The following is a 25,319-nucleotide window of genomic DNA, read 5'->3' on the forward strand; positions in this document are numbered from 1 at the left end:
GCCGGCGCTGCGGCTGTCGGCGCTTCRGCTGCCGGCGCTTCAGCTGCCGGCGCTGCGGCTGCCGGCGCTTCAGCTGCCGGCGCTTCGGAAGCGCCCTTCGTCAGTCCCTCAGGCAGCAGGTCTCCGAGGCTCTGCGTCATCGGGGCCTGGTTCGAAGAAACGTCCACACGCTCCTTCTTAGCCTCATTCGCGGCCTTGGCATCGGCCTTCTGCGCCGCCCTGCGGGCTTCGGCCTTCGCCTCGGCCTTGTTCTTCAACGGCCCGATCACCATGACCATGTTGCGTCCATCGATGCGGGGGCTGGACTCAACGGCGCCCACCTCCGCAACGTCATCGGCAAACTTCTGGAGCAGCCGAATACCCATTTCAGGACGCTGCTGTTCGCGTCCACGGAACTGGATCATCGCCTTGACCTTATCGCCGGCCCCGAGGAAACGAAGGGCATGCCCCCGCTTGGTCTCGTAGTCGTGCTTGTCGATCTTCAGCCGGAACCGGATTTCCTTCAGAACCGTGTTGGTCTGGTTCTTGCGGGCTTCACGGGCCTTGACGGCGGCTTCGTACTTGTACTTGCCAAAATCCATGAGCTTGCAAACCGGAGGCTTGGCCTGCGGTGCTACCTCAACGAGATCCAGATCCGACTCGGCGGCCAAGCGCAGGGCGTCCTCGATTCGGACAATCCCGACCTGCTCGCCGGCAGGACCAACCAACCGCACCTCGGGGACGCGGATCCGATCATTGATTCGTGGCTCGCTAATGTGTGGCTCCTGTTTGTTGTGGTCACGGTAACCGCCCCGCAACAGAAGAAGGCCCCCTATTGCGTGCGCAATCGGAGGCCTCGGACGCCGGCATTCAGCCCAGCCACTCATGGCTGTGCAACAGAAAATCACCTCAAGGGCGAATTCGCGCCGACCGGAACCCGGCAGCTGTGGACATTCCACGCCGACAGGTGGGAGAGGACTCCGCTTGCAGATTGACCCGTCATTCCCTCCGGCAAGCCGGTGTGCGTTCAGGCACGAAAATAACAGGATTCAATTGGTCTGTGACAAGCTTACCAGTATGAGCACCTCAGATAACAATCCTGCCCCCGAAGCCGGCCATCGCCACTCCTTTACGGCGGCGCCGGACGCCGCAATCCAGGAGCAGGAAGCGCTTGCGCAGATGCGCGATATCGCAGAAGTTCCAGCAGTGGAAGTCATCACCACAGCAGCCGTCCACTTGATGAGCGCGGCGGCGGTCAAGTGTGGACTGGCTGCCGGCGAGGATGCCGAAGAACTCAAAGACCTCGACGAAGCTCGCAAGTTGATCACCGCCCTGGCTGGATTCGTCACCGCCGCCGCGCCGGAGATCGGCAGCCAGCATGCAGGGCCGCTACGCGACGGCCTCCGCTCACTGCAGCTCGCCTTCCGGGAGGCATCCTCCATCCCCGACGCCCCAGGCAAGGGGCCCGGTGAGAAGTTCACCGGGCCCGTCAACTGACGGACCGCCCCAGTACACAGAATCCGCCGGAGCAACGCCCCGGCGGATTCTTTTGTCTGGCCCTTGTGTCGCAGGCCTATTCGGCAGCACTCCGGGTAAATCGGATCTCCAGCGAATCCACCCGTTCAGCGAAGTCCTTGGAGACAGCCAGCCGTGACTGCAAGCGCTTCGCCAGCTCCTGCAGCTGTGCTTGATCCAGACCATCCCGCACGGCGAGCATCAGGCATAGCTCGGGTCCGGCTCCGCCGCCCGCAATAACCTGGCCGGCAGCCGTTCGGGCTGCGATTCCACTGCCAGGGGCTAGGGCAATCCGGACGATATCCGTTTCGCCGTCCGCTGCCTCGGCGACGAAGTCGGCCAATGAAGCATCCTCGTATGACGGCGTCCATTCGCGCTGTTGCGCAAGCGCCCATACCCCCGGCCGCCGGACTACGAAAGTTATCTCGGCGCCCGGGTCCACGACCAGCAGATCTGCCTTCTCAGCCACGGCGGACAACGCGGCACGGGCCGCGTAAACGGCCACGGGCCGGGCATCGGCATGCCAAGCCTCCAGAGCCGCCGACGAAGTGAAAACCGGCAGGGCCCGGCGGCCGTCCGGCGCCTTGAGCGTTACCAGCGCCATGTCCGCTTGCTTGTCGGCCTTGACGCCATGAGCCCCTTCGGCCTCTTCGCCGAGCTGCGCAACAATCGGCACGAACACCCGGGCAGAAGCCAGCGAGTGCAGAACACCTGCCTCTCCCCCGCGGCCGGCTGCCAACGCGCTGATGGCGGCAACGTAACCAGCATCGGCGCTGCCGTCGTCCGCGTCGAAATTATGCAGCGGATTGCCCGGGCCGCTCAGGTCACGCCCGCTCCAAGGCTGGCCTGCCGAATCCGCCGGACCGCCCGCGCCTGCCAGAGCCGCAGCAATATGGGCCGGAAGGTCCCTCTTTTCCGTCAACGGTCAGCGGCGTCCGGCGACATCAAGCGCCTGGGCGAGCGTGAACTTGCCGGCATAGAGAGCCTTGCCGACGATCGCGCCCTCGACGCCGTGCGGGACAAGGCTGCGCAGCGCGGCGATGTCGTCGAGGCTGGAAATACCGCCGGAGGCCACCACGGGCTTTGCCGTGCGGGCGGCGACGTCCTTGAGCAGTTCGAGGTTGGGGCCCTGGAGCGTTCCGTCCTTCGTCACGTCGGTCACCACGTAGCGGGCGCACCCTGCATCCTCCAAGCGTGCCAGCACATCCCAGAGGTCACCGCCCTCCTTCGTCCAGCCACGCGCCGCCAGCGTTGTTCCACGGACATCCAGTCCGACGGCGATGGCGTCACCGTAGCGTTCTATTGCCCTGGCGGTCCATTCCGGATTTTCCAAGGCCGCAGTCCCAAGATTGACCCGTGCCGCTCCCAGCTCCAGCGCGCGGTCCAGCGAGGCGTCATCCCGGATGCCGCCGGACAGCTCCACTTTGATGGATAGCTCTTTCACCACACGCTGGAGGAGTTCGATGTTCGAACCTCGGCCGAACGCTGCATCGAGGTCCACCAGATGCACCCATTCAGCGCCGTCGTTCTGCCAAACCATAGCGGCATCTAGCGGATCCCCATAACTTGTCTCGCTGCCCGCCTCGCCTTGGACGAGGCGCACCGCCTGGCCGTCGGCAACGTCCACGGCGGGCAGCAGTTCAAGGATCGGGGTCTCTTGCGTCGTCATAGAAAAGGGTCTGCTTTCTAAAGGTTGTCGAAGGAATTACTCGGCCGTGCCGAGGGTCAGCAGGTAGGCCGCCACAAGGGCCATGGCAGCCAGGAACCAGAAACTTATAATCAGCCACTTGGGCGCTTCCAGCCGGCGGAAGGCGATCGCACCGCCCACGAGCAAGCCGGCCAGGCCCATCAGCAGGACGCTCCCCATCCGGTTCAGCCCAGCGTCCGGAGCCAGTTTTGCAGCAGCGCCGCCCCCGCATCTCCGGATTTTTCCGGGTGGAACTGGGTGGCGCTCAACGGCCCGTTCTCGACCGCCGCAATGAACGGCCCGCCGTGATCGGCCCAAGTGACCTGGGGCGGAGTCATCTCAGGCACATTAACGTCGAAATTCCAGTGCTGAACGCCATAGGAATGCACGAAGTAGAACCGTTCGTTCTCAATGCCGGAGAACAGTTCGCTGCCCTCCGGAGGGCGAACTGTATTCCAGCCCATGTGCGGGACGACTTCGGCTGCAAGCCGCTCCACCGTACCCGGCCACTCACCAATGCCCTGAGTCCGGACCCCGTGTTCAACACCTTCTTCGAACATGACCTGCAGCCCGACGCATATGCCCAGCACCGGCCTGCTACCGGCGATACGCCGTCCGATCCACCGAATGGCGTCGACGGCCTTCAGCCCCTCCATGACGGTGGCAAAGGCACCGACTCCCGGCACCACCAAGCCGTCGGCTTCGAGGATTTCCTTGGAATCGTGGCTCAGCGATACTTCCGCCCCGACATGCTCGAGAGCACGGACGGCCGATCGGATATTGCCGGATCCGTAATCCAGGACAGTGACTCTTCGGCCCATAGTCAGAGCGCGCCCTTTGTAGAGGGGATGCCGTCGACACGCGGATCGGATTCGACGGCAGCCCGCAGCGCGCGTGCGAAAGCCTTGAACTGCGCCTCGACTATGTGGTGCGGATCCCGCCCGCCGAGAACCCGCATGTGGAGGCAGATCTGCGCGTGCAGTGTGATGGCCTCGAAAACATGGCGCGTCAACGAGCCAGTGAAGTGCCCGCCGATCAAGTGGTACTCCTGGCCGGCTGGTTCGCCATCGTGGACAAGGTACGGCCTACCGGAGACATCTACGACTGCGTTCGCGATTGCCTCATCCAAGGGCACGGTGGCCTCACCGAACCTGCGGATACCAGCCTTGTTTCCGAGGGCGGTCTTCAGGACTTCCCCAAGGGTGATGGCGACGTCTTCGACTGTATGGTGCACGTCGATGTGGGTGTCGCCGGATGCCTTCACGGTCAGGTCAATCAGCGAGTGCTTGGACAGCGCCGTCAACATGTGGTCATAGAACGGCACAGTTGTGCTGATGTCGGACTGTCCGGTCCCATCCAGGTTCAACTCAACCAGCACCGACGACTCACTGGTGGTGCGTTCGAGGCGTGCTGTGCGTACAGAGGTGGCGGTATCCGCAGTCATGGAATTCCTTTGGCAAAAGAGGTCGGCGCGAGCTCTCATAGAACAGCCCGCACCTACCAGTCTAGAAGAATACGATCAGAGCAGTTTCCGGAGCCCGTCCAGGAAGGCCGTGGTCTCTGCCTCGGTCCCGGCCGTGACACGCAGATGCCCGGGGATACCAACATCCCTAATCAGAACCCCCGCTTCCAACAAGCCTTGCCAGACACCATGCGGGTCCTTCAGTCCGCCGAAGAAAACGAAGTTCGAGTCCGACGCCGCAGGTTGCAGACCCATCGCCGTCAACTCGGTGACGATACGATCCCGCTGTGCCTTGATGTCCTCGACGTTGGCCAGCAACGCCTCTGCGTGTTCGAGAGCAGCCAGGGCGGTCGCCTGCGTTACTGCCGAGAGATGGTACGGAAGCCGGACCAGCCGTAGTGCATCCGCGATCTGCGGTGCAGCAGCGAGGTAGCCTACGCGCGCCCCGGCGAGGGCGAAGGCCTTGCTCATCGTCCTCGAAATAATCAGGCGTTCCCTGCCGGGCAGCAATGTCAGTGCACTGGGCGTACCGGTGTGGGCGAACTCCGCGTATGCTTCGTCGACAATGACGATGGCCCCTTTGGCCTCGCCTGCTTCATAGACTGCCTCGACGACGTCCAGACCCAGTGCCGTCCCGGTCGGGTTATTGGGCGAACAAAGCACGACGATATTGGCGCCGGTGTCGCGCACTGCCTTCGCTGCTTGCTCTGCACCGAGATTGAAATCCGCGCCTCTCCGGACCGGCACATACTCCGTGTCCGTCCCGCTGGCCAGCAGCGGATACATGGAGTAGGTCGGAGGGAAGCTCAGTAGGCGGCGTCCGGGACCACCGAAGGCCTGCAGAATCTGTTGCAGCACCTCGTTGGATCCATTCGCAGCCCAGATGTTTTCAGCCTCAAGACCGTGGCCGAGATACGTCGCGAGCGCTTCACGCAGTTCGGTAAACTCACGGTCTGGATACCGGTTCAGCCCGCCAACCGCCTGCTCAACGCGGGAGGCGATTGCGGAGCGGACTTCCTGCGGCAGCCCATGCGTATTCTCGTTGACGTTCAGGAGAACAGGAACGTCGAGTTGCGGGGCGCCATAGGGCTGCAATCCTCGCAGATTCTCCCGCAGGGGCAAACGGTTCAAGCGTTCCAGCTGGTCATTCACCCAACGATCTTAAGCTCCGGCAGGCCCGGGGCAGGAATCGGGCCCGCCGGAGCGGCTCTTGTTACAGCGGCCTACCTGTCCACAGGGATGTACAGCTGCTGTCCAGCATGGATAATGCTGCCCGGCAGTCCGTTCAGCTCTTGGATCTCCGCTATCACATCCTGGGGATGGCGCTCCGGCGCTGCCAGCACCGCAACGTCCCACAAGGTCTGCCCAGGGGAGACTGCAACGGACACCGCTTGTCCTGGGGCTGCTGTTCCCGACGCAGCCAAGGCAGGAGCCGTAAAGAAGCCGATCAGTGTCAAAAGTGCTGCTGCGCCGAGCATCAGGGGCAAGCCGATCAGCACCAGCCTGCCGCGCCGAGTGAGACGGATCGGCAAGTTTGCGCCGGTAAGGGCCTGCGGTGCGAGTTGAGCAGACATACGAATACCTTTCCGCGTTCCGTGTCCATTGACAGTCGGATTGATTCGAACTCACGTTCGAATCGTTCTGATCCAGTTCTAGCACCTTCGATCGAATCTTGTCGAGACGCGATCGAATAAATGTTTGAAATAGCTCTGGTGCTGCCATACGCTGGGAGCAATAGCAGCCATGGTTGAGTCCAGCAGCTGCCACTGACAACATTGGAGCGGTCGTCCACGCGGAACCGTGGAGGGCCGAAGGGAGAACCGGGGCCTACTCATGTCAAGGAAGATTGCGGGTACTGCAGCAACCACCGGCACTGGGAACGGACGCAAGCGCTCCGATTCGCCTCCGAAGAGCCTGACTCCCCGTCAGAAGAAGATCCTCGAGAGCATCCAGCGGTCCATCAATGCCAAGGGCTATCCCCCCTCGATGCGGGAGATCGGAGATACCGTAGGCCTCGCGAGCCTCTCCAGCGTGACGCACCAACTGGCCCAACTGGAGAAGCTTGGCTATATCCGCCGGGATCCGAAACGCCCCAGAGCCATGGAGGTCCTGACACCGCTGACCCTCGAAGCGGGTGCCGTCGAAATCGAAGGCATGGCAGAACCTGAAAAGCTGCGCAGTGCAGGCGGGCTCTCAGTGTCTGAGTTGGCCACGGCGTCGGACACGGCAATTGTGCCATTGGTGGGACGGATTGCGGCAGGAGGTCCGATCCTCGCCGACCAGGTCGTTGAGGATGTCATGCCGCTTCCCCGCCAATTGGTGGGACACGGCGAACTTTTCATGCTCCGGATCTCGGGCGACTCCATGATCGACGCTGCCATCTGTGACGGCGACTGGGTTGTGGTGCGCAGGCAACCGAGCGCCAACAACGGTGACATAGTTGCTGCTTTGCTTGATGAAGAGGCAACCGTCAAGACTTTCAGGCAGCGGGACGGTCACACATGGCTGCTCCCCCAAAACACACAGTACGAACCGATCCTGGGAGACAGCGCGACAATCATGGGCAAGGTCGTTTCCGTCATGCGGGCACTGTAGCGACGCCGATGTTAACCGGCGATGCGCTGCAGGATCTGAAGGGCAACCGACCGGTCCCTGGTCGCCCAAAACGGCGGTAGCGCTGCCCTCAGGAAGCCACCGTACCGGGCGTTGGCCAAGCGGGAATCCAGCACGGCCACCATGCCCCTGTCTCCGGCCGCGCGGATAAGTCGGCCGGCGCCCTGAGCAAGCCGAATCGCGGCATGGGTTGCAGAAACCGCCATGAAGCCGTTGCCCCCTGACTGCGAGACCGCCCGGGTACGGGCTGTCATCAGCGGATCATCCGGACGTGGAAACGGGATCCGGTCAATAATCACCAGCCGGCAGGCTTCGCCCGGTACATCGACGCCCTGCCACAGTGTCATGGTTCCGAACAGGCAGGTATTTGGTTCAGCGGAGAACTGCTTGACCAATGCCGCCATCGAAGACTCCCCCTGACAAAGAATCTCGAGGGGCAGCCGACTGCGCATCTCAGCCGCCGCTTCCTCAGCGGCACGTCGCGATGAGAAGAGTCCCAGAGCCCCACCGCCCGAGGCCCTTAGCAAGGCTTCCAGCTCATCCAACTGTTCCGGACTGGTGCCTCTTGCAGGCTTGGGCAGGTCGGCCGCCACGTAGAGCACGCCCTGCTTGGGGTAGTTGAACGGGCTGCCCACATCTGCGGTCGTGAACGCCGGGCGCCGTCACCCAACAGTCCGAGCGACCCGGCCACAGCATCGAACGCTCTGCCGATGGCCAGCGTCGCGGAGGTCAGCACGACTGTGTGTCCGTCGAAGAGCCCCTCGCGGAGCTTGGACGCAACGCTTAGTGGCGCGATGTTCACCGTCGGAGGCAGCGTATCGTCGGCCGGTCCATACCCGACACCCGCTATGAAGTTGGCGGGTCGCGTGATCCACAGCACTTCTCGCGAGTGAGGCGACGAAAGCATTCTGTCGCACAGTTCCAGAATCGCCACAAGCCGTGATCGGGCCATTTGGCGCCCGCCGTCCGATGCACTGGATGAATCCGGTTTGGAATCGGATACCGCTGATCGTGCTGCTTCCCGCAGTTGGCTCAAAGCAAGTTCCTGCTCAGGCCGAAGCCCGGACGCCAGGAGACCCGTCGGCGCCCCTTCGAAGGCCGATTCAAAACTCCTGGAAGCGGCCGTAAGTGCATCTACGCTGATACCAGTATGCTTGCGCGCACTGGACGCTGCAGCGGTGATCATGGCCGTGGAGAGCTGGCCTGCCACCGCGCTGGTGACACGGTCCTGCAGTTCGTGTGCCTCGTCGATGACGACGAAGTCATAGTCGGGCAGGACAGCGAGCCCTTCAAACGCATTGATCGCCAGCATGGCATGGTTCGTGATGACTACGTCTGCCTCTGCTGCGCGCAGCCGGGCACGCTCGCTGAAGCACTCCGCTGCCAACGGGCATTTCTGCGACCCCAGGCATTCCATCGCGCTAACGGAGACCTGCCTCCACGCCCTGTCGCTGACGCCGGGGACGATTTCGTCCCGGTCACCAGTTTCGGTCTCTTCTGCCCAGGACCTGAGGCGCACGATTTCCTGGCCCAAGGCAGAAGTCGGTGCCGGCGCCGGATGCGGTACGGACTCCTCCCCCAGGCTGAACAGCGCTTCCGGAGCTTCGTCGGCCGGGAATCCGCCTCCAAGCTTATGCAGGCAGAGATAGTTGTTACGCCCCTTGAGCAGCGCAGCGTCCACTGGACGAGGCAGCTCCTCCGCGATGGCGTCCAGCAACCGGGGAAGGTCGCGCTTGACGATCTGGGATTGCAGAGCCAGCGTTGCGGTGGCCACTATCGCCGGCTTGTCACTCTCAAGGGCATGGACAATCAGGGGAATGAGGTAGGCCAGGGACTTGCCGGTCCCCGTTCCGGCCTGGACCAGCAGGTGCTCCCGCCGGCGGAAGGCCCTGTCGACTTTGCCGGCCATGTCGTGCTGGCCCGGGCGGTTCTGCCCGCCCATGGCCTGTACTGCTACGTCCAGCAGCCGCAGGGCCTCCTGCTGTTGCTCCGATGCCTCAGCCACGCCGGACAAAGGCATCCAGTTCGGCCGCCAGCCCTTCACGAACCATGACTTCCAGCTCGGTACCCTCTTCCCCATGATGCATCGCCAGGATTTCGGCATCCGGGCTGTGCAAACGGCTGACCACATCGCCTCGGTCATACGGAATCAACAGTTCCAATTTCACCGTTGGACGCGGAATGCCGCCGCTGATCGCCTGAAGCAGTTCGGGGATGCCTTGCCCGGTTCGTGCCGAGACGACGACATGCCGCGGCTCACGCCGCCGCAGCCGCTCGATAGTGAACGGATCCGCTGCGTCTGCTTTGTTGAGCACGACGATCTCGGGAATCTTGCGGGCATCCACTTCGGCGAGGACTTCGCGGACCGCGGCAATCTGTCCTTCCGGATCTGGGTGCGAGGCGTCCACGACGTGCAGGAGCAGGTCCGCATCCGCTGCTTCCTCGAGCGTGGACCGGAATGCCTCAACCAGCTGCGTTGGCAGCGAGCGGACAAACCCGACGGTATCAGCCAGTGTGTAGCCCAGCCCGTCCGCCGTTTCCGCTTTACGCACGGTCGGATCGAGCGTGGCGAACAGAGCGTTCTCCACCAGTACGCCGGCATTCGTTAGCCGGTTCAACAGGGACGATTTCCCGGCATTCGTATATCCCACGATGGCGACCGACGGAACCGCATGGCGCTTGCGGTTGGCCCGCTTCGTTTCCCGGGCGGGCTTCATTCCGGTGATCTCGCGACGCAGTTTCGCCATCCGGGTGCGGATCCGCCGGCGGTCAAGCTCGATCTTCGTCTCGCCGGGGCCGCGCGACCCGATTCCTCCGCCCGCAGCACCGACACGGCCACCGGCCTGACGGGACATGCTTTCACCCCAGCCACGCAGGCGGGGCAGCAGGTACTCCAGCTGGGCAAGTTCGACCTGTGCCTTGCCTTCACGGCTCTTGGCGTGCTGCGCGAAGATGTCGAGGATCAGCGCCGTTCGGTCGATAACCTTGACCTTGACGATGTCCTCGAGCCCACGCCGCTGCGACGGGGACAGCTCGCTGTCGACGATCACTGTGTCGGCTCCGGTCGACATGACGATGTCCCGCAGCTCCTGCGCCTTGCCTGAACCCAGGAAGGTTCCGGGGTCCGGCTTCAGCCGGCGCTGAACGACGCCGTCCAGCACTTCGGAACCGGCAGTCTCCGCCAGGGCCGCCAGCTCCCGCAGCGAATTTTCGGCGTCCTCAGCCGTGCCCTCGGTCCACAGACCGGCCAGCACGACGCGTTCCAGCCGCAGCTGGCGGTATTCGACCTCGGTGACGTCTTCAAGTTCCGTCGATAGGCCTGCCACGCGCCGAAGGGCACGCCGTTCCTCGAGGTCCTGTTGCTCGCCGTCGTACTCTGAGTGTTCCTCATCCAAGGTCGAGATGGCCTGCGCCTTGCCCCGGACGCCGCTGCCCGTCTTCGATCGGGCCGCTGTGTCCTTGGCCAGGATCCGGTCTATGACGGCCTGGATTTCCTCCGGTGTCAGTTTCGGTTCCTCTGCCGGCTGGCCGGCGCTGTTGTTGGTCATGCTCTCCTTTGGAAGGTCTGTAGATCTATGGTAGTCCTCTGCTACGCCCCGGGGGTCGTTTGGACCAGGTTGTCGATGAAGGGTCAAGAGGGGCTCCTGGACTTGCAAGCAGCTCTCCCTGGGGCGACACACCGGGCGTCTGGACAACACAGTGGTTCATGGCTGGACGTCAGCTAGACGATACGGCGTGCAGCGCAGGGGGAAGATCGGAAAATGACAGGTCATCTGGCGGTGGTCGGAACCACCCGCCCCGGAGCCGGGCTCTACGGAACGGAGGTGCTGTGCGGGCCGGGAACCGGCAGTATCCACCGCGGTCACTTGTTTGTCATGCCGTCCAGCATAACAGGCTCCGCCCGGGGCTTAGGTACGCCTAGATACACTTTCTGCTGCAAGCGCACTAGTCTGGCGCATTATGGCCACCGATCACTACTTCAGCGCCGAACCAGGCAAGCCGGAGGTACGCAAGCCGCTGACCGTAGAGCTTGACGGCCAGCTTCGGACATTGACGACGTCCAACGGCATTTTCAGTCCCGACGGGATCGACAAGGGTACCGCGGTACTGCTGGCCGACGTTCCGCCTCCGCCCGCGGAGGGGAATCTCCTGGATATCGGCTGCGGCTGGGGCCCCTCGCGCTGACACTGGGGCTCAAGTCACCCGGCGCCGCGGTGACAGCAGTGGACGTCAATGCCCGCTGCATTGCGTTGACCAATGACAACGCGCGGCAACTTGGTCTTTCCAACGTGCATGCCTGCCTGCCGGAAGAGGTCGATCCGGAACTGCGTTTCGATACCATCTGGTCTAATCCACCGATCCGGATCGGCAAGAGCGAACTCCACAGTCTCCTGATTCTGTGGCTGCCACGGCTGGCCACCGGAGGGAATGCGTGGCTGGTAGTGCAGAAAAATCTTGGCTCCGACTCTTTGCAGCGCTGGTTGGCCAACGAATTGCCATCGGAGTTTACGGTGAGCCGCGAAAGCACTTCCAAGGCCTTCAGGATCCTGCGGATCCACCGCAGCCCTGCTAAACAATGACTCCGCTGGCCACGAGAGTGGCCGGTCCGCTGAGCTGTACGTGTTCGCGCCCGTCCGGCCCGGGAAAGAACCTGACATTGACGATGCCGCCGGGAACATTAACTTGCCAGTCATCAGGGGCGCCCTGACCTGCCCAGTAGCGGATCGCCGCCGCGGCGGCGCAGGCCCCTGTTCCGCAAGACTGGGTTTCTCCCACGCCGCGTTCGTGGACACGCATTGTGATGTGCCCGGATCCCTTGTGGACCAGAGGTTCGGCCGGGACCACGAACTCGACGTTCGTGCCGTTGACGGGTCTGGGCTCAACCTCGGGCGCATCATGCAGCCTGGCGGCCGAGAGCTCGGAAAGCTCCGCCAATGCGACGACGGTATGAGGATTCCCCATACTGATGCTCAGCGCTGGGCGGGGTACTTCAAGGCCCGCCACGTTAACGACGGAGTCTGTGGCCTTGGCTGCGGCCTGGTCGGGGTAGATGAATTCCCACGGTCCCATATCGACCGCGTAGCCGTCGTCGGAACGGGTGATGACCTTGATGCCGGCGCGGGTGCCGATCACCAATGACTGTCCCTCGGCGAGTTCGACCAGTCCCTGCGCGATCAGGAAATGCACGAAGACCCGGACACCGTTGCCGCACATCTCCGATACCGAACCGTCGCCGTTGCGGTAGTCCATGAACCATTCCGCTTCCGGTGCCAGTGCCAGTAGTTCCCGGCCTTCCGGAAGATGCTCGGAACGGACGGCGCGAATGAGTCCGTCACCGCCGATGCCTTGATGCCGGTCGCAAAGCACAGCGACGGCTGCAGAGTTGATCGGATTCCCGTCGTCCGGATCAGCGAGCAGGACGAAGTCATTGCCGGTGCCGTGGCCCTTGGAGAAGGCAAGGCCGGTCAGGGAATGCAGGACGGCGGAAGAAGAGTCGGTCACTGTCCCAGCTTATCGATCCGGGCAAGCGCTTTCTCCACGAGCTTCGGCTCCTGCCATCCGAGCCACTGGATGCGCGGGTCGGCACGGAACCATGTGAGCTGGCGCCGGGCGAACTTCCGCGTGGCGGTGATGGTATCTTCGGCTGCTTCTTCCACGGTCCACGCGGCGTCCAAGACCCGGAGGAACTGCGAGTAGCCCAAGGCTTTGGACGCTGTCCTGCCCTCCCGCAGGCCGTGCAGATCCAGCTGCCGGACTTCCTCAAGCAAGCCCTGTTCCACCATGCGGTGTACTCTCAAGGCCAACCGTCCCTTTAATTCCTCCCGATGGACATCCAGACCGAGCTGCACGGCCGGCTGCCAGTACTGGCGTTCCGGCATGAAGGAGCTGAAGGGCCGTCCGGTCAACTCGTGGACTTCGAGCGCGCGAACGACGCGCCGGGCATCTCCCAGCCGCCCGGCAGACACTGGATCAACATCCGCCAGGCGCCGGCGAAGAGCGTCGAATCCTTCGGTGGCCAGTTCTTCCTCGAGCCTGGCCCGTAGCCTCGGTTCCGTCCCCGGGAATTCAATAACGTCAAGCGCGGCCCTGATATACAGCCCAGAGCCGCCGGCGAGAATGGCCCTTTTGCCCCGGCTGTGGATGTCCGCGATCACCTGGCGCGCCTGCAGCTGGAACGCGGACACACTGGCTTCCTCACGCACATCGAGGATGTCCAGCAGGTGGTGCGGGATCCCCTGCCGTTCCTCAAACGTCATCTTGGCGGTGCCGATGTCCATCCCGCGGTAGAACTGCATCGCGTCGGCATTGACCACTTCCGCATCCAGCCGTTGCGCCAACGCAACGGCAAGATCGGATTTGCCTGATCCGGTAGGGCCCACAACAGCAATCACGGCCGGCGCGGCCGCTGGTGCAGTCACCATGCGACAGCTCTCAGCCGCGCACAGGCAGCGAGGGCATACCGAGGGAAACCGCCTTGGCGCCTCCCGGCGCCGAGCCTGAAGAGGGAATGCCGCAGGACTCCGCCTGCGAACGGTCCCAGGCGTCCCCGGCCCGGGAGCGACGCACAGAGTATTCAGCGGGCTGCGGGTCAGCTATGAGGTGGAAGGGAGCCGCTTCGGTAACCGTGACCGTCACAAGGTCGCCGGGACGCGGTACTGCCGCACCTTCCGGCACGGAGAAGTGGACCAGCCGCTGGTCCCGGGACCTGCCGGAGAGGCGGTGCGTTTCACTCGCCTTGCGTCCCTGCTGCGCAGTGACGAGTACTTCAACTTCGGTGCCGACCTGCTTGGCATTTTCCTCGGCCGCTATGCGGTCCTGCAGGGCAATCAGGCGTTCGTACCGCTCCTGCACTACGGACTTGGGCAACTGGTCCGGGAGCTCGGCAGCTGGGGTGCCGGGCCGCTTCGAGTACTGGAAGGTGAAGGCGGTCGCAAAACGCGCTTGTTCGACGACGTCCAAAGTCGCCTGGAAATCTTCCTCGGTTTCACCGGGGAAGCCCACAATGATGTCGGTCGAGATGGCGGCATGCGGGATCCGTTCGCGGACTTTGTCCAGGATGCCGAGGAACTTCTTGGACCGGTACGACCGGCGCATGTCCTTCAGCACCTTATCCGAGCCCGACTGCAGGGGCATGTGCAGCTGCGGCATGACATTCGGTGTTTCAGCCATCGCATCGATGACGTCGTCCGTAAAGGCGGCTGGATGAGGGCTGGTAAAGCGCACACGCTCAAGGCCTTCAATGCTGCCGCAGGCCCGAAGCAGCTTGGCGAAGGCCCCTCGGTCGCCGAATTCCACCCCATAGGAATTCACGTTCTGGCCTAACAGCGTTACCTCAATGGCGCCGTCATCGACCAGGGCCTGAACTTCGGACAGAATGTCTCCCGGCCGCCGGTCGCGTTCCTTGCCTCGCAGGGACGGCACGATGCAGAAGGTACAGGTGTTGTTGCAGCCGACGGAGATGGACACCCAACCCGAATACACGGCATCCCGTTTGGTCGGGAGCGTGGAGGGGAAAACATCCAGTGACTCGAGGATTTCCAGTTGCGCTTCGTTGTTGTGGCGGGCACGCTCGAGCAGTGCCGGCAGCGACCCCACGTTATGGGTGCCGAATACGACGTCGACCCACGGGGCCTTCTGCAGGATGGTCTCCCGGTCCTTCTGGGCCAGGCAACCGCCGACAGCGATTTGCATACCCGGATGGCGTTCTTTGACCGGCGCCAACTGACCCAGATTGCCGTACAGCTTGTTGTCAGCGTTCTCCCGTACCGCGCACGTATTGAAGACGACGACGTCGGCTTGCCCTTCTTGCGCTTCGACCAGCCCGGCATTTTCCAGCAGCCCGGCCAGGCGCTCGGAATCGTGTACGTTCATTTGGCAACCGAACGTGCGCACCTGGTAGGTACGCGGGGAGGCTTGGGTTGCTGTCGGATCGGGGGCAGGGATGGTCACGCTCACTTCTTAAGGGTAAGACCTTCCCGGCAGCGTCCCACAATCGACGCGGACGACTGTTCCCCGGTGCCACGGCCCGGCATCCATCATCTACCCCGGCTACACCGTTGGTTCCCAGTCCCCGTCGCCGGCGTGGAGTTCTTCGGTCACTATCCGAAAAGCCAAAGAGGGCGGGTAGCCCTTGCGCGCCAGCATCGAGGCCAGGCGCCGCACGTGCTTGTCCCTCGTCTGCCGATCCGCCAAGTCCCAGTCGGGCCGGATCTTCCTCCGCACAAGGTCCCTGGCGCTTGCCGCCTCGTTTTCCGGGCTGACTTGCTCGAGCGCTTCATCTGCCAGTTCGGCAGTGATCCCCTTATCCGCCAGCTCACGTTTCAAGGCGCCACGGGCCAACGATCTTGATTGGAAGCGGCTGCGCACCCACATTCGGGCGAACTCGGCGTCATCGACCAGATGGACTTCCTCGAAGCGGTCCAGGACGGCAGCAGCGACCTCTGCCGGCACGTTCCGTTCCGACAGCTTATCCGCCAGTTGTTTTCTGCTGCGCGGTCCGAGTGTCAATTGCCGGAGAACGATGGACCGGGCAACTTCATGCGGGTCGGCTTCCGGCGTCTGATCTGCCGGAGAGCCGGGGCTGGGTGCCCCTGCGCCCCGGCTGCTACGGCCAGCCACAAAAATCAGAAACCGTCCACGGCCTTGAGCTTGGGCTCTTCGACGGCCTCTTCCTCGGTCTTGTCGATGCCGAGTTTCTGCCGGATCTTGCGCTCCAGCTCGTCCGCCAGATCCGGGTTGTCCTTCAGGAACTTCCGGGCATTCTCCTTGCCCTGTCCAAGCTGGTCACCGTCGTAGGTGAACCAGGCTCCTGACTTCTTGACGAGGGAGTGTTCGACGCCCATGTCGATCAGCCCGCCTTCGCGCGAAATTCCCTGGCCGTACAGGATGTCGAACTCGGCCTGCTTGAACGGCGGGGCCATCTTGTTCTTGACGATTTTGGCGCGGGTACGGTTGCCAACCGGGTTGGCACCCTCTTTGAGGGTCTCGATCCTGCGCACGTCAATGCGCACAGAGGCATAGAATTTCAGGGCCTTGCCGCCCGTGGTCGTTTCCGGGCTGCCAAAAAACACGCCGATCTTCTCACGGAGCTGGTTGATAAAGATGGCAGTGGTCTTGCTCTGGCTCAGGCGTCCGGTGATTTTTCGCAGAGCCTGGCTCATCAGCCGGGCCTGCAGGCCAACGTGGCTGTCACCCATTTCGCCTTCGATTTCGGCGCGCGGCACGAGCGCGGCCACGGAGTCGATGACGACAATGTCGAGCGAGCCGGAGCCCACGAGCATGTCCATGATTTCCAGTGCCTGCTCGCCGGTATCCGGCTGGGACACCAGCAACGCATCCGTGTCCACACCGAGCTTCTTGGCATATTCCGGGTCGAGCGCGTGTTCGGCATCGATGAAGGCCGCGATGCCGCCGTTGCGCTGGGCATTGGCTACGGCGTGCAGGGCAACCGTTGTCTTACCAGAGGACTCCGGGCCGTAGATCTCGACAACGCGCCCGCGGGGCAGGCCGCCGATGCCCAGCGCCACATCGAGGGCAATGGAACTGGTGGAAATAGTCTCGATCGGGGCGCGCGTCTCGTCCCCGAGCCGCATCACCGATCCCTTGCCGAACTGCTTGTCGATCTGTGCGAGTGCTGCTTCCAGCGCCTTTTCACGGTCAGCTGCTGCGGCCATTGTTCACCTCGGTTTCTTATGGCCCCTGCGGGCCTTGTTCTTTGCTCACTTCGACCGTAGCCTCCCGCTCCGACAGAATTCGCAGTGCGAGTGCAGCTGTGGAGAAGTCATTCAAGGGACCACGGTTCCCGGCTCTGTGTAGGAGCATAACTGCCCCGTAAGGAACATTCGAACACATCTGCGAATTTAGCCGGTCGTGTCGTCCTAGCGCGAGGGCTTGATGTCGCGTCCCAACCGTCGCTCGGCGGGCACCTCCTGCATCTCGCAGACTTCAAGCCATACAGCTTTCGGCGGAATGCCGGCCGCGAGGGCCTCAGCGGCGGTACGCCCGCCGAGCGATGTCAGCACTAAATCGGCAGCCAGAACCCGAGAGTAGTTGGAGCCGAACTCCTCGTCCATCAGCCGCCAGAAATCACTCAACCGCACGTTCACATCTTCTCATGCCCGAAGGGCGCCGTCTGCGCAGCTGCTCACTACAATGTCCTCATGACCGGACAGGATTCTCCGCCGCAAAACGACGGCTTTGAAGCCGCTATTGACTCCTTGGAGCAACAGCTGAGCACGCTCTGGCGGCGGGCCCGCGCCAATTCGCACCGCGTGGCCCGCGAAGTCCACCCCGATATGGAGCCTGCAGCCTATGGCCTACTGACGGTGCTCCAGCGGGAAGAATCCATGCGTTTGACGGACCTGGCCGCCAATATCGGCGTAGGCAAACCATCCGTCAGCCGGCAAGTAGCTATGTTGGAGCAGCTGGGCCTCGTGCAAAAGCAAACGGACCCGTCCGACGGGCGCGCACAGTCCATCACGCTGACCGAACTGGGCATGCGGAAACTCGAGTCTGCGCAGGCCGCTCGCAAATCGGCCTTCATCGCGCGCCTCGATGACTGGCCCGTGGCCGACCTGAACGCCCTGGCAGGACTGCTCGACCGGTTGAACCGCTCCTACAGGAACGAATCCCCTCCGGCCACAGGGCACTCCTAGGACAGGCAGAAGCCGGGTACCTGCGGGGTACCCGGCTTCTGGGTTCAGGTCTGTCAGGACCGTGCGGAGGCCAACCCCCGGCTCAGGTCCTCGGGCAGCTCATCCGGGATTTCGGCAACGAACTCACGGGAGAGTTCCTGCGGCACGGTGTCCGGAATGATGACGCCTTCCGCATCCGCCACGCGGTCGCTGACCTCACGCAGCATCAGGGACAACGGGACATCGAGTGCCGAACAGATGGAGGACAAAAGCTCCGAGGAGGCCTCCTTCTGGCCGCGTTCGACTTCACTCAGGTAACCGAGGGAAACACGGGCGCTGTGTGAAACTTCGCGCAGGGTACGGCCCTGCCGCTGGCGCACGTCACGGAGGACGTCACCGATCTCGTGGCGTAGCACTACCATTTTGCGCTCCTTCATTTCCCGTTGCGTTTCGTCGGACAAACCCACATCACGCCAACGGACAACCCCGTTCACGGACACGGGCTGCTTGACCATTTGTATCGCCTTACTCCCTCTGTGTACACGGGTTTCCCCCGCGTTTTCTAAAGCTTAGGCCAACAACCTCGAAAGTTGCTGGCACAGTTCATAACTATCCGGAAGATTAATTTGTTCCCGGTGGCTCTTCATGCCGTTGATGCTGCTGGACTCAAGGGGCACCGGCAGAAGCGTCATCGACAGCATGGAGCAATTCAGCCAAGGCAGCCTGGCACGCCTGCTGCCGGATCTCGGCCCGATCCCCGCTGAAGGAGAACTCCGCCGCCTTGGAACCGGCGGCCGTGGCGACGCCGACATACACCGTTCCAACGGCTTTGCCACCGTGCGGTTCAGGTCCTGCCGCTCCCGTGGTGGCGACGGCGATGTCGGCGGCGAGGGCGCGCCGGGCGCCTTCAGCCATCTGGCGGGCCACGTCCGCGTCCACTGAACCGTTGCGATCCATGAGAGCTTCGTCCACGCCGAGCAGGGAGGACTTGACCTTGTTCTGATAGGAGACGACACCGCCTTGGAGAGCGCCGGACGCGCCCGGGACCGTGGCCAGGGCGGCGGAGACCATGCCGGCGGTGAGCGATTCCGCCGTGGCGACTGTCAACCCCTTGGCCACTGCGGCAAGAATGACTTGCTGCGGGAGATTCTGCTGTTCCATCCTCAGTTCCTTCCGTCAGCGGCACGCAGCCGCATGGCCTTCACCAGGTAGTCCACACCGGTCACCACGGTCACGGCCACGGCCAGCAGCATCACGATGAACGCTGCGAAGGCGGCCCACTCCCCGAGCCATGTGCCGAGCGGCAGTAGGTAGAGGAAGATGGCGAACGTTTGCAGCACAGTCTTGAGCTTGCCGCCGCGCGAGGCCGGCATGACCCCGTAACGGATCACCACGAAGCGCAGCAGCGTGATGCCGAGCTCCCGCACCAGGATAACGACGGTGATCCACCACGGCAGCTCACCGAGAACCGACAGCAGAATCAGCGCCGAGCCGATCAGCAGCTTGTCAGCGATCGGATCGGCGATCTTGCCGAAGTTCGTGATCAGTCCCCGGCTGCGGGCCAGGTCCCCGTCCAGCTTGTCCGTGTAGATCGCTACGGCAAAAACGACGACGGCGAGCCAGCGCAGGAGGCCATGGTCGCCATTGTCTGCCAGCAGGAACCAGATGAAGAACGGTACCAGGACGATGCGGATCGCGGTCAGGACATTGGCGATGTTCAGAGTGGGCACCGGGCTGGCAGGCGAATCAGTCACGTCCCCACACTACCGAACCAGGACTACCGCCCGGTGAGGCTCCAGGCGTCTTCGGAACCCGAGTCCTCGTCGTCGTCGTAATAGTCCACTGCCTGGGGGCGGGAATCCAGGTCCTCCGCCACGAGGTCCCGTGGCCCGTCGAAGCCGTGGTTGACGTTGGCATTGTCCGCCAGTGCGGCCGTCATGGGGTCCGCGCCACCGCCGGACGGCGCACCCGCGGGCGGCTCGTCACCGCGGATGGCCGCCAAGGTGGCCGCCAGGTCGTCCGGCTTGACCAGCACGTCGCGGGCCTTGGAGCCTTCGGACGGGCCCACCACGCCGCGGGATTCGAGCAGGTCCATCAGCCGGCCGGCCTTGGCGAAACCGACGCGCAGCTTCCGCTGCAGCATCGAGGTCGAACCGAACTGCGTGGTGACGACCAGCTCGGTTGCCTGCAGCAGCACATCGAGATCGTCCCCGATGTCGTCGTCGATCTGCTTTTTGGGCGCCTCGACCGCCACGTCCTCGCGGTAGTCGGCCTGCAGCTGGTTCTTGACGTGCTCGACGACCTTGTGGATCTCCGATTCCGACACCCAGGCGCCCTGGACACGCATCGGCTTGGAGGCGCCCATCGGCAGGAAGAGCGCGTCGCCCTGGCCGATCAGCTTCTCGGCGCCCGGCTGGTCCAGCACGACGCGCGAGTCCGTCACGGAGGACGTCGCGAAGGCCATGCGCGAGGGCACGTTGGCCTTGATCAGGCCGGTCACCACGTCCACCGACGGCCGCTGGGTTGCCAGGACCAGGTGGATGCCGGCGGCGCGCGCCAGCTGCGTGATGCGCACGATCGAGTCTTCGACGTCGCGCGGAGCAACCATCATCAGGTCCGCCAGCTCGTCCACAATCACCAGGAGGTACGGATACGGCTTGACGACCCGCTGCGAGCCCTCGGGCGGGATTACCTTGCCGTTGCGCACCGCCTTGTTGAAATCGTCGATGTGCTTGAAGCCGAAGTTGGCCAGGTCGTCGTAGCGGGTGTCCATCTCGCGAACCACCCACTGCAGCGCCTCCGCCGCCTTCTTCGGGTTGGTGATGATCGGGGTGATCAGGTGCGGCACGCCCTCGTAGGCGGTCAATTCCACCCGCTTCGGATCCACCATGACCATGCGCACCTCGTCCGGCGTCGAGCGCATCAGGATCGAGGTGATCATCGAGTTCACAAACGACGACTTACCGGCACCGGTGGCACCGGCAACCAGCATGTGCGGCATCTTGGCCAGGTTGGCCACGACGAAGCCGCCTTCGACGTCTTTGCCGACGCCCATGACCATCGGGTGGTCCGTCTTCCGGGCGTTGTTCGAGCGCAGCACATCGCCCAGCGAGACCGTTTCGCGGTCCGTGTTGGGGATCTCGATACCGATCGCCGACTTGCCCGGGATCGGGCTCAGAATACGCACATCCGAGCTGGCGACGGCGTAGGAGATGTTCTTCGACAGCGCCGTCACGCGCTCCACCTTGGTGCCCGGAGCCAGCTCGATCTCGTAACGCGTGACCGTCGGGCCGCGCGAGAAGCCGGTCACCTTCGCGTCCACCTTGAACTGGTCAAGGGTTTCGGTCAGGGCATTGACGACGGCGTCATTCGCTTCGGAGCGTTCCTTCGACGGCGGTCCCGGGGGCAGGAAGTCCGACGGCGGCAGGGTGTAGGTCACGTCGCCGGAGAGCTGCAGCTGCTCGGTGCGCTGCGGAATCGGGGTGGCGGGCGGCTGCGGTTGCACGGGGTTCGACGGCACCGGCGGGACGGCAGGGGCCTGCGGGAGCACGGGCAGGGCTTCGGTGGCGCCTTCGGGCATCAGCCCCTGTTCCCGCTTGAGCTTTTCTGCGGCCAGCTCCGACTGGGTCGGCCGGCGGACGCCCGGCGGCACCTTGGGAGCCTGCTGGACCGAGGCGACCGGTTCAGTGGGCGGCTCGGCATCGATGACCGGGGTTTCGAACGCCTCATCGCCGAAGAAGCCCTCGACGTCGTCGTAATCCTCTTCCTCCGCGGTCTGCTTGCCGCGCCCGAACAGGCGCTTGCGCGGCTTCTTTGGCTTGGGCGTCTCCGACTCGTCGCCGTACAGGTAGCTCTGGTCGTGTTCGTTCGAAGCGGCCGGACGCTCGGCCAGGTCCTGGCCCATGAGCTTTTCGTAGACGGCACGCAGCCGTGCCGGAATGTGCCGGAACGGGGTTGCCGTGACGATCAGGAGGCTGACGAAGGCCAGCAGCGAATAGACCGCGATGGCCAGCCACGGGGTGATCGTGGCGAGCGGTGACGAAATCAGGAAGCCCACCATGCCGCCGGCGGCCCACAGCGCGTCGAGGCCGTCCGCCAATCCGGGCTGCCCGCCGATGACGTGGGCAAGTCCGGTGCCCGAGAAAGTCATGATGGCCAGGCCGATGGCGATGCGGTTGTTGCCGGCGACGTCCTCCGGGCTGCGCATCAGGCGCACGGCAAAGACCAGCAGGAACACCGGCAGCAGCAAGGCCATCCAGCCGAAGGTTCCGCCGAAGACCGCGTGGACCACGTCGGCGAAACCGCCGCTGAGCGCCCACCATTCGACCGCGGCGATCACCACTGCGATCAGCAGCATGAAGAACCCGGTGCCGTCCCGGCGCAGCTCCTTCTCCGGGTGGACATCCGGGCCGAGCTTGCGCACGCCAGCCGCCGCCAGGTGGGCGATGCCCATCCAGGCGCCGCGGACCATCCGCAGCGGGAGCGGCAGTGTTTCTTCGGCCGGCAGGTCCAGCGCCTTGGTCTTGGCGTTGGAGCGCCCCGATGATGAGCGCGCAGCACTGCCTGTGTTCTTACCGCGCGACTGCTGGTTGCCTTTTTTGGCAGGGGAAGTACGAGTCGCCATACCGGAAAGACTACCTGCCGCGGCCGCTCCGGAGAGGGATTGACTTACCCGTGCGGTGTGGGTGTCAGCCGGATCACGGCCGGCGGGTTCAGGCCTCGAGCACGACGGGCACGATCATCGGCCGGCGCCGGTGCCGCTTGTTGACCCAGCTGCCGATGACCCGCCGTACGACCTGCTGGAGCTGGTACGTGGTGTGCTCCTTGTTGTTCACCACCGCTTCTTCGAGCGAGGCGATGATTTTCGGCTTGATGTTGTCGAACACCGCGTCGTCCTCCGCGAACCCGCGCGCGTGGATCTCGGGACCGGACACGATCTTGCCGGTGCTGCGGTTCACGACGCAGATCACGGAGATGAAGCCTTCCTCGCCCAGGATCCGGCGGTCTTTGAGGTCGGCATCGGTGATCTCGCCGATGCTCGAGCCGTCCACGTACACGAAGCCGCACTCGACCTGGCCGACGATGCGCGCCTTGCCGCCGACCAGGTCCACCACCGTGCCGTCGTCCCCGAGCAGCACGTTCTCCGCCGGGATGCCGGTGGCTTCGGCCAGCTTGCCGTTGGCGATCAAATGCCGGGTCTCGCCGTGGACGGGCATGGCATTGCGCGGCTTGAGGATGTTGTAGCAGTACAGCAGTTCCCCGGCGGCGGCATGGCCGGAGACATGGACCTTGGCGTTGCCCTTGTGGATCACGTCGGCGCCCAGTTTGAGCAGCCCGTTGATGACGCGGAAGACGGCGTTCTCGTTGCCCGGAATCAGCGAGGACGCCAGGATCACGGTGTCCCCCGCGCCGACCTGGATCCGGTGGTCGCCGTTGGCCATCCGGGACAGGGCCGCCATCGGCTCGCCCTGCGATCCGGTGGACATCAGGACGATCCGGTCGTCCGGGAAGTCCTCGACGTTCTTCAGGTCCACCAGGATGCCCTCGGGCACATTCAGGTACCCCAGCTTCGCGGCAATCGCCATGTTCCGCACCATCGAGCGCCCCACAAAGGCCACATGCCGGCCGTGGGCGGCTGCGGCGTCGAGCACCTGCTGCACCCGGTGCACATGCGAGGAGAAGGACGCCACGATGATCCGCTTCTGGACCTGGCCGAAGAGCCGTTCCAGCACGGGACCGATCTCCTTCTCCGCCGTGGTGAAACCGGGGATGTCGGCGTTGGTGGAGTCCGCCATGAACAGGTCCACGCCTTCTTCGCCCAGCCGGGCGAAGGCGCGCAGGTCCGTGATGCGTCCGTCCAGCGGCAGCTGGTCCATCTTGAAGTCACCGGTATGCAGCACATTGCCGGCGGCCGTCCTGATGAAGACCGCGAGGGCATCGGGAATGGAGTGGTTGACGGCCACGAATTCGCACTCGAAGGGGCCCAGCTGCTCGATCTGGCCTTCGGTGACGGTCAGCGTGTACGGCTTGATCCGGTGCTCGGCGAGCTTGGCTTCGACCAGGGCCAGGGTCAGCTGGGAGCCGATCAGGGGCAGGTCTTCACGCATCCGCAGCAGGTAGGGCACGGCGCCGATATGGTCCTCGTGGCCGTGCGTGAGCACCACGCCGACGACGTCGTCGAGCCTGTCCTCGATGTAGGAAAAGTCGGGCAGGATCAGGTCGACGCCCGGCTGGTGCTCTTCCGGGAACAGGACGCCGCAATCCACAATCAGCAGTTTCGAGTCGATTTCGAACACAGCCATGTTCCGCCCGATCTCCCCCAGACCGCCCAGCGGCACAATCCGCAGGGTGCCGTCAGCAAGCGGCGGCGGTGTAATCAACTGTGAAATTGTGGATTCGCTCATGCTGTTGTTCAGGCCTCCAGGTTCCAGCCAGCCTCTTTGAGGTCGGCGCGGATCGGTGCGATCTCGGCGTCGGACGGCTCTACCAGCGGCAGGCGGACCACCGAGTTGGGCAGCACAGACTGCCACTTGAGGATCAGTTTGGCCGCGACGGCACCCTGGATGTGCGACATCACGGCGCGCTGGACCGGGTCCAGCTCGAAGTGCAGGCGGCGGGCCGTGGCCAGATCGCCCGCCAGCATCGCGTCAACCAGCGAGCGGTACTGGACGGTCGCCACATGCGCGGTCACCGACACCACGCCGACGGCGCCGGCCGCCATCAGCGGCAGGGTCAGGCCGTCGTCGCCGGAGTAGACATCAAGGTCCGTGTTCGCCAGGACGCGGGTGGTTTCCTGGTAGTCGGCCTTGGCGTCCTTCAGCGCGACGATGCGCGGATGTTCGGCGAGGCGGAACAGGGTCTCGGTTTCGATCGGGATGCCGGCACGGCCCGGAATGTCGTAGACCATCACGGGCAGGTCGGTGGCATCGGCAACCGCTTCGATGTGGGCGCGCACACCCGCCTGGCTCGGTTTGTTGTAGTACGGCGTGGTGACCAGCAGCCCGTCGACCCCAAGGTCCGCCGCCTGGCGGGAGAGCCGGATGGAGTGGCGGGTGTCATTGGTGGTGGAACCGGCGATGACCTTGGCACGGCCGCCGACGGCTTCCTGCACCGTCTTGAACATGCCCAGGTTCTCTTCGTCCGTGAGGGTCGAAGTTTCCCCGGTGGTACCGGTGACTACGAGGCCGTCGCAGCCGTCGTCGACCAGTTTTTCTGCCAGTTCGGCTGCCTTCTGGTAGTCCACCTCACCGTCCTCCGTGAAGGGGGTGACCATCGCGGTCACGAGGGTGCCGAAGGTGTAATCGCGGGAGATGGACTCAGACATACAGGAAACGTTACCGCGTGGGCCTGCGTTTGAAGCAACGGCCACGGGGAGTTTCGCGTCACGAAGCCGCCTCAAACCACCGCGGCCACCAGAGCGCACAGGTGC

At 63.9% G+C, this 25,319-nt stretch carries 24 protein-coding genes and 2 pseudogenes; 4 read left to right on the top strand and 22 right to left on the bottom strand.

Translation table 11 applies throughout. The features are described 5' to 3' along the window. The coding region (gene infC / locus D477_RS05510; RefSeq protein WP_043845802.1) for a translation initiation factor IF-3 at positions 1–713 on the bottom strand (713 nt) is incomplete at its 3' end. A 343-nt stretch (positions 714–1,056) separates the two neighbouring features. Here infC and D477_RS05515 point away from each other — a divergent pair. Beyond that, on the top strand, positions 1,057–1,476 hold the full coding sequence (locus tag D477_RS05515) for a DUF1844 domain-containing protein (RefSeq protein WP_005267917.1): 420 nt from the start codon (positions 1,057–1,059) through the stop codon (positions 1,474–1,476). A 76-nt stretch (positions 1,477–1,552) separates the two neighbouring features. Here the strand turns inward: D477_RS05515 and D477_RS05520 are convergent, their stop codons facing one another. The 7 genes from D477_RS05520 to D477_RS05545 form a co-directional block, all read right to left on the bottom strand. Continuing rightward, complete coding sequence (locus tag D477_RS05520; RefSeq protein WP_005267918.1) at positions 1,553–2,416, bottom strand: SseB family protein; 864 nt, start codon at positions 2,414–2,416, stop codon at positions 1,553–1,555. A gap of 3 nt (positions 2,417–2,419) precedes the next feature. Further along, entirely contained in the window at positions 2,420–3,163 is a 744-nt protein-coding gene (gene priA / locus D477_RS05525; RefSeq protein ID WP_005267919.1) for a bifunctional 1-(5-phosphoribosyl)-5-((5-phosphoribosylamino)methylideneamino)imidazole-4-carboxamide isomerase/phosphoribosylanthranilate isomerase PriA, read from the bottom strand. A 36-nt stretch (positions 3,164–3,199) separates the two neighbouring features. Beyond that, positions 3,200–3,361, bottom strand: a complete 162-nt coding sequence (locus D477_RS22590; RefSeq protein WP_005267920.1) for a hypothetical protein — start codon at positions 3,359–3,361, stop codon at positions 3,200–3,202. A gap of 5 nt (positions 3,362–3,366) precedes the next feature. Continuing rightward, positions 3,367–4,002, bottom strand: coding sequence for an imidazole glycerol phosphate synthase subunit HisH (gene hisH, locus D477_RS05530; RefSeq protein ID WP_005267921.1), 636 nt, complete (start codon positions 4,000–4,002; stop codon positions 3,367–3,369). A 2-nt stretch (positions 4,003–4,004) separates the two neighbouring features. Further along, positions 4,005–4,625, bottom strand: a complete 621-nt coding sequence (hisB, locus tag D477_RS05535) for an imidazoleglycerol-phosphate dehydratase HisB (RefSeq protein ID WP_005267922.1) — start codon at positions 4,623–4,625, stop codon at positions 4,005–4,007. Positions 4,626–4,700: 75 nt separating this feature from the next. After that, positions 4,701–5,795, bottom strand: coding sequence for a histidinol-phosphate transaminase (locus D477_RS05540; RefSeq protein WP_005267923.1), 1,095 nt, complete (start codon positions 5,793–5,795; stop codon positions 4,701–4,703). A 71-nt stretch (positions 5,796–5,866) separates the two neighbouring features. After that, complete coding sequence (locus tag D477_RS05545) at positions 5,867–6,217, bottom strand: LysM peptidoglycan-binding domain-containing protein (RefSeq protein ID WP_005267924.1); 351 nt, start codon at positions 6,215–6,217, stop codon at positions 5,867–5,869. Positions 6,218–6,476: 259 nt separating this feature from the next. Here D477_RS05545 and lexA point away from each other — a divergent pair, with 259 nt between their 5' ends. Further along, positions 6,477–7,238: a transcriptional repressor LexA gene (gene lexA / locus D477_RS05550; RefSeq protein WP_005267925.1), complete on the top strand. Its 762-nt coding sequence runs from the start codon at positions 6,477–6,479 to the stop codon at positions 7,236–7,238. An 11-nt stretch (positions 7,239–7,249) separates the two neighbouring features. Here the strand turns inward: lexA and D477_RS05555 are convergent. Then, positions 7,250–9,276 (bottom strand): annotated as a pseudogene (locus D477_RS05555) (ATP-dependent DNA helicase). After that, positions 9,254–10,804, bottom strand: coding sequence for a GTPase HflX (hflX, locus tag D477_RS05560; protein ID WP_005267926.1), 1,551 nt, complete (start codon positions 10,802–10,804; stop codon positions 9,254–9,256). Before hflX ends, D477_RS05555 begins: the two are co-directional and overlap by 23 nt. 412 nt (positions 10,805–11,216) lie before the next feature. Between hflX and D477_RS05565 the strand changes: the two are divergent. Next, a pseudogene (locus D477_RS05565) lies at positions 11,217–11,836 on the top strand (class I SAM-dependent methyltransferase). Here D477_RS05565 and dapF read toward each other — a convergent pair. The 6 genes from dapF to D477_RS05595 all read right to left on the bottom strand — a co-directional run bounded on the left by dapF (position 11,826) and on the right by D477_RS05595 (position 17,356). Then, the gene (dapF, locus tag D477_RS05570) at positions 11,826–12,758 is read right to left on the bottom strand and encodes a diaminopimelate epimerase (protein ID WP_005267927.1); all 933 of its coding nucleotides are present in this window, start codon (positions 12,756–12,758) and stop codon (positions 11,826–11,828) included. The pseudogene D477_RS05565 and the gene dapF overlap by 11 nt on opposite strands. After that, positions 12,755–13,678 carry a tRNA (adenosine(37)-N6)-dimethylallyltransferase MiaA gene (miaA, locus tag D477_RS05575; protein WP_005267928.1) on the bottom strand — a complete coding sequence of 308 codons (924 nt, stop codon included), beginning with the start codon at positions 13,676–13,678 and terminating at the stop codon, positions 12,755–12,757. Before miaA ends, dapF begins: the two co-directional genes overlap by 4 nt. Positions 13,679–13,688: 10 nt before the next feature. Beyond that, positions 13,689–15,212, bottom strand: a complete 1,524-nt coding sequence (gene miaB / locus D477_RS05580) for a tRNA (N6-isopentenyl adenosine(37)-C2)-methylthiotransferase MiaB (RefSeq protein WP_043845804.1) — start codon at positions 15,210–15,212, stop codon at positions 13,689–13,691. Positions 15,213–15,305: 93 nt separating this feature from the next. Next, the gene (locus tag D477_RS05585) at positions 15,306–15,779 is read right to left on the bottom strand and encodes a regulatory protein RecX (RefSeq protein WP_043845816.1); all 474 of its coding nucleotides are present in this window, start codon (positions 15,777–15,779) and stop codon (positions 15,306–15,308) included. A 101-nt stretch (positions 15,780–15,880) separates the two neighbouring features. Then, complete coding sequence (gene recA / locus D477_RS05590; protein WP_005267931.1) at positions 15,881–16,930, bottom strand: recombinase RecA; 1,050 nt, start codon at positions 16,928–16,930, stop codon at positions 15,881–15,883. 204 nt (positions 16,931–17,134) lie between these two features. Then, the gene (locus tag D477_RS05595; protein ID WP_043845807.1) at positions 17,135–17,356 is read right to left on the bottom strand and encodes a DUF3046 domain-containing protein; all 222 of its coding nucleotides are present in this window, start codon (positions 17,354–17,356) and stop codon (positions 17,135–17,137) included. A gap of 60 nt (positions 17,357–17,416) precedes the next feature. Between D477_RS05595 and D477_RS05600 the strand changes: the two genes are divergently transcribed. Next, the gene (locus tag D477_RS05600) at positions 17,417–17,911 is read left to right on the top strand and encodes a MarR family winged helix-turn-helix transcriptional regulator (RefSeq protein WP_005267933.1); all 495 of its coding nucleotides are present in this window, start codon (positions 17,417–17,419) and stop codon (positions 17,909–17,911) included. A gap of 53 nt (positions 17,912–17,964) precedes the next feature. Here D477_RS05600 and D477_RS05605 read toward each other — a convergent pair whose 3' ends face one another. The 6 genes from D477_RS05605 to dapA all read right to left on the bottom strand — a co-directional run bounded on the left by D477_RS05605 (position 17,965) and on the right by dapA (position 25,214). Further along, complete coding sequence (locus tag D477_RS05605; RefSeq protein WP_005267934.1) at positions 17,965–18,405, bottom strand: helix-turn-helix domain-containing protein; 441 nt, start codon at positions 18,403–18,405, stop codon at positions 17,965–17,967. 151 nt (positions 18,406–18,556) lie between these two features. Further along, positions 18,557–19,051 carry a CinA family protein gene (locus D477_RS05610; protein WP_005267935.1) on the bottom strand — a complete coding sequence of 165 codons (495 nt, stop codon included), beginning with the start codon at positions 19,049–19,051 and terminating at the stop codon, positions 18,557–18,559. 2 nt (positions 19,052–19,053) lie between these two features. Continuing rightward, complete coding sequence (gene pgsA / locus D477_RS05615; RefSeq protein WP_005267936.1) at positions 19,054–19,644, bottom strand: CDP-diacylglycerol--glycerol-3-phosphate 3-phosphatidyltransferase; 591 nt, start codon at positions 19,642–19,644, stop codon at positions 19,054–19,056. A 23-nt stretch (positions 19,645–19,667) separates the two neighbouring features. Beyond that, a complete protein-coding gene (locus tag D477_RS05620; RefSeq protein ID WP_005267937.1) occupies positions 19,668–22,514 on the bottom strand; it encodes a DNA translocase FtsK in 2,847 nt (948 codons plus the stop codon). Between the two features lie 88 nt (positions 22,515–22,602). Continuing rightward, positions 22,603–24,294: a ribonuclease J gene (locus tag D477_RS05625; RefSeq protein ID WP_005267938.1), complete on the bottom strand. Its 1,692-nt coding sequence runs from the start codon at positions 24,292–24,294 to the stop codon at positions 22,603–22,605. Between the two features lie 8 nt (positions 24,295–24,302). Continuing rightward, complete coding sequence (gene dapA / locus D477_RS05630; RefSeq protein WP_005267939.1) at positions 24,303–25,214, bottom strand: 4-hydroxy-tetrahydrodipicolinate synthase; 912 nt, start codon at positions 25,212–25,214, stop codon at positions 24,303–24,305. Between the last annotated feature and the right edge of the window lie 105 nt (positions 25,215–25,319).

The organism is Arthrobacter crystallopoietes BAB-32, from assembly GCF_000328305.2.
Taxonomy (GTDB): domain Bacteria; phylum Actinomycetota; class Actinomycetes; order Actinomycetales; family Micrococcaceae; genus Crystallibacter; species Crystallibacter crystallopoietes_A.

Coding starts and splice junctions, on each gene's coding strand:
- D477_RS05515 (WP_005267917.1), top strand. CDS start 1,057: ATGAGCACCTCAGATAACAATCCTGCCCCCGAAGCCGGCCATCGCCAC.
- priA (WP_005267919.1), bottom strand. CDS start 3,163: ATGACGACGCAAGAGACCCCGATCCTTGAACTGCTGCCCGCCGTGGAC.
- D477_RS22590 (WP_005267920.1), bottom strand. CDS start 3,361: ATGGGGAGCGTCCTGCTGATGGGCCTGGCCGGCTTGCTCGTGGGCGGT.
- hisH (WP_005267921.1), bottom strand. CDS start 4,002: ATGGGCCGAAGAGTCACTGTCCTGGATTACGGATCCGGCAATATCCGA.
- hisB (WP_005267922.1), bottom strand. CDS start 4,625: ATGACTGCGGATACCGCCACCTCTGTACGCACAGCACGCCTCGAACGC.
- D477_RS05545 (WP_005267924.1), bottom strand. CDS start 6,217: ATGTCTGCTCAACTCGCACCGCAGGCCCTTACCGGCGCAAACTTGCCG.
- lexA (WP_005267925.1), top strand. CDS start 6,477: ATGTCAAGGAAGATTGCGGGTACTGCAGCAACCACCGGCACTGGGAAC.
- hflX (WP_005267926.1), bottom strand. CDS start 10,804: ATGACCAACAACAGCGCCGGCCAGCCGGCAGAGGAACCGAAACTGACA.
- miaA (WP_005267928.1), bottom strand. CDS start 13,678: ATGGTGACTGCACCAGCGGCCGCGCCGGCCGTGATTGCTGTTGTGGGC.
- recA (WP_005267931.1), bottom strand. CDS start 16,930: ATGGCCGCAGCAGCTGACCGTGAAAAGGCGCTGGAAGCAGCACTCGCA.
- D477_RS05600 (WP_005267933.1), top strand. CDS start 17,417: ATGACCGGACAGGATTCTCCGCCGCAAAACGACGGCTTTGAAGCCGCT.
- D477_RS05605 (WP_005267934.1), bottom strand. CDS start 18,405: ATGGTCAAGCAGCCCGTGTCCGTGAACGGGGTTGTCCGTTGGCGTGAT.
- D477_RS05610 (WP_005267935.1), bottom strand. CDS start 19,051: ATGGAACAGCAGAATCTCCCGCAGCAAGTCATTCTTGCCGCAGTGGCC.
- D477_RS05620 (WP_005267937.1), bottom strand. CDS start 22,514: ATGGCGACTCGTACTTCCCCTGCCAAAAAAGGCAACCAGCAGTCGCGC.
- D477_RS05625 (WP_005267938.1), bottom strand. CDS start 24,294: ATGAGCGAATCCACAATTTCACAGTTGATTACACCGCCGCCGCTTGCT.
- dapA (WP_005267939.1), bottom strand. CDS start 25,214: ATGTCTGAGTCCATCTCCCGCGATTACACCTTCGGCACCCTCGTGACC.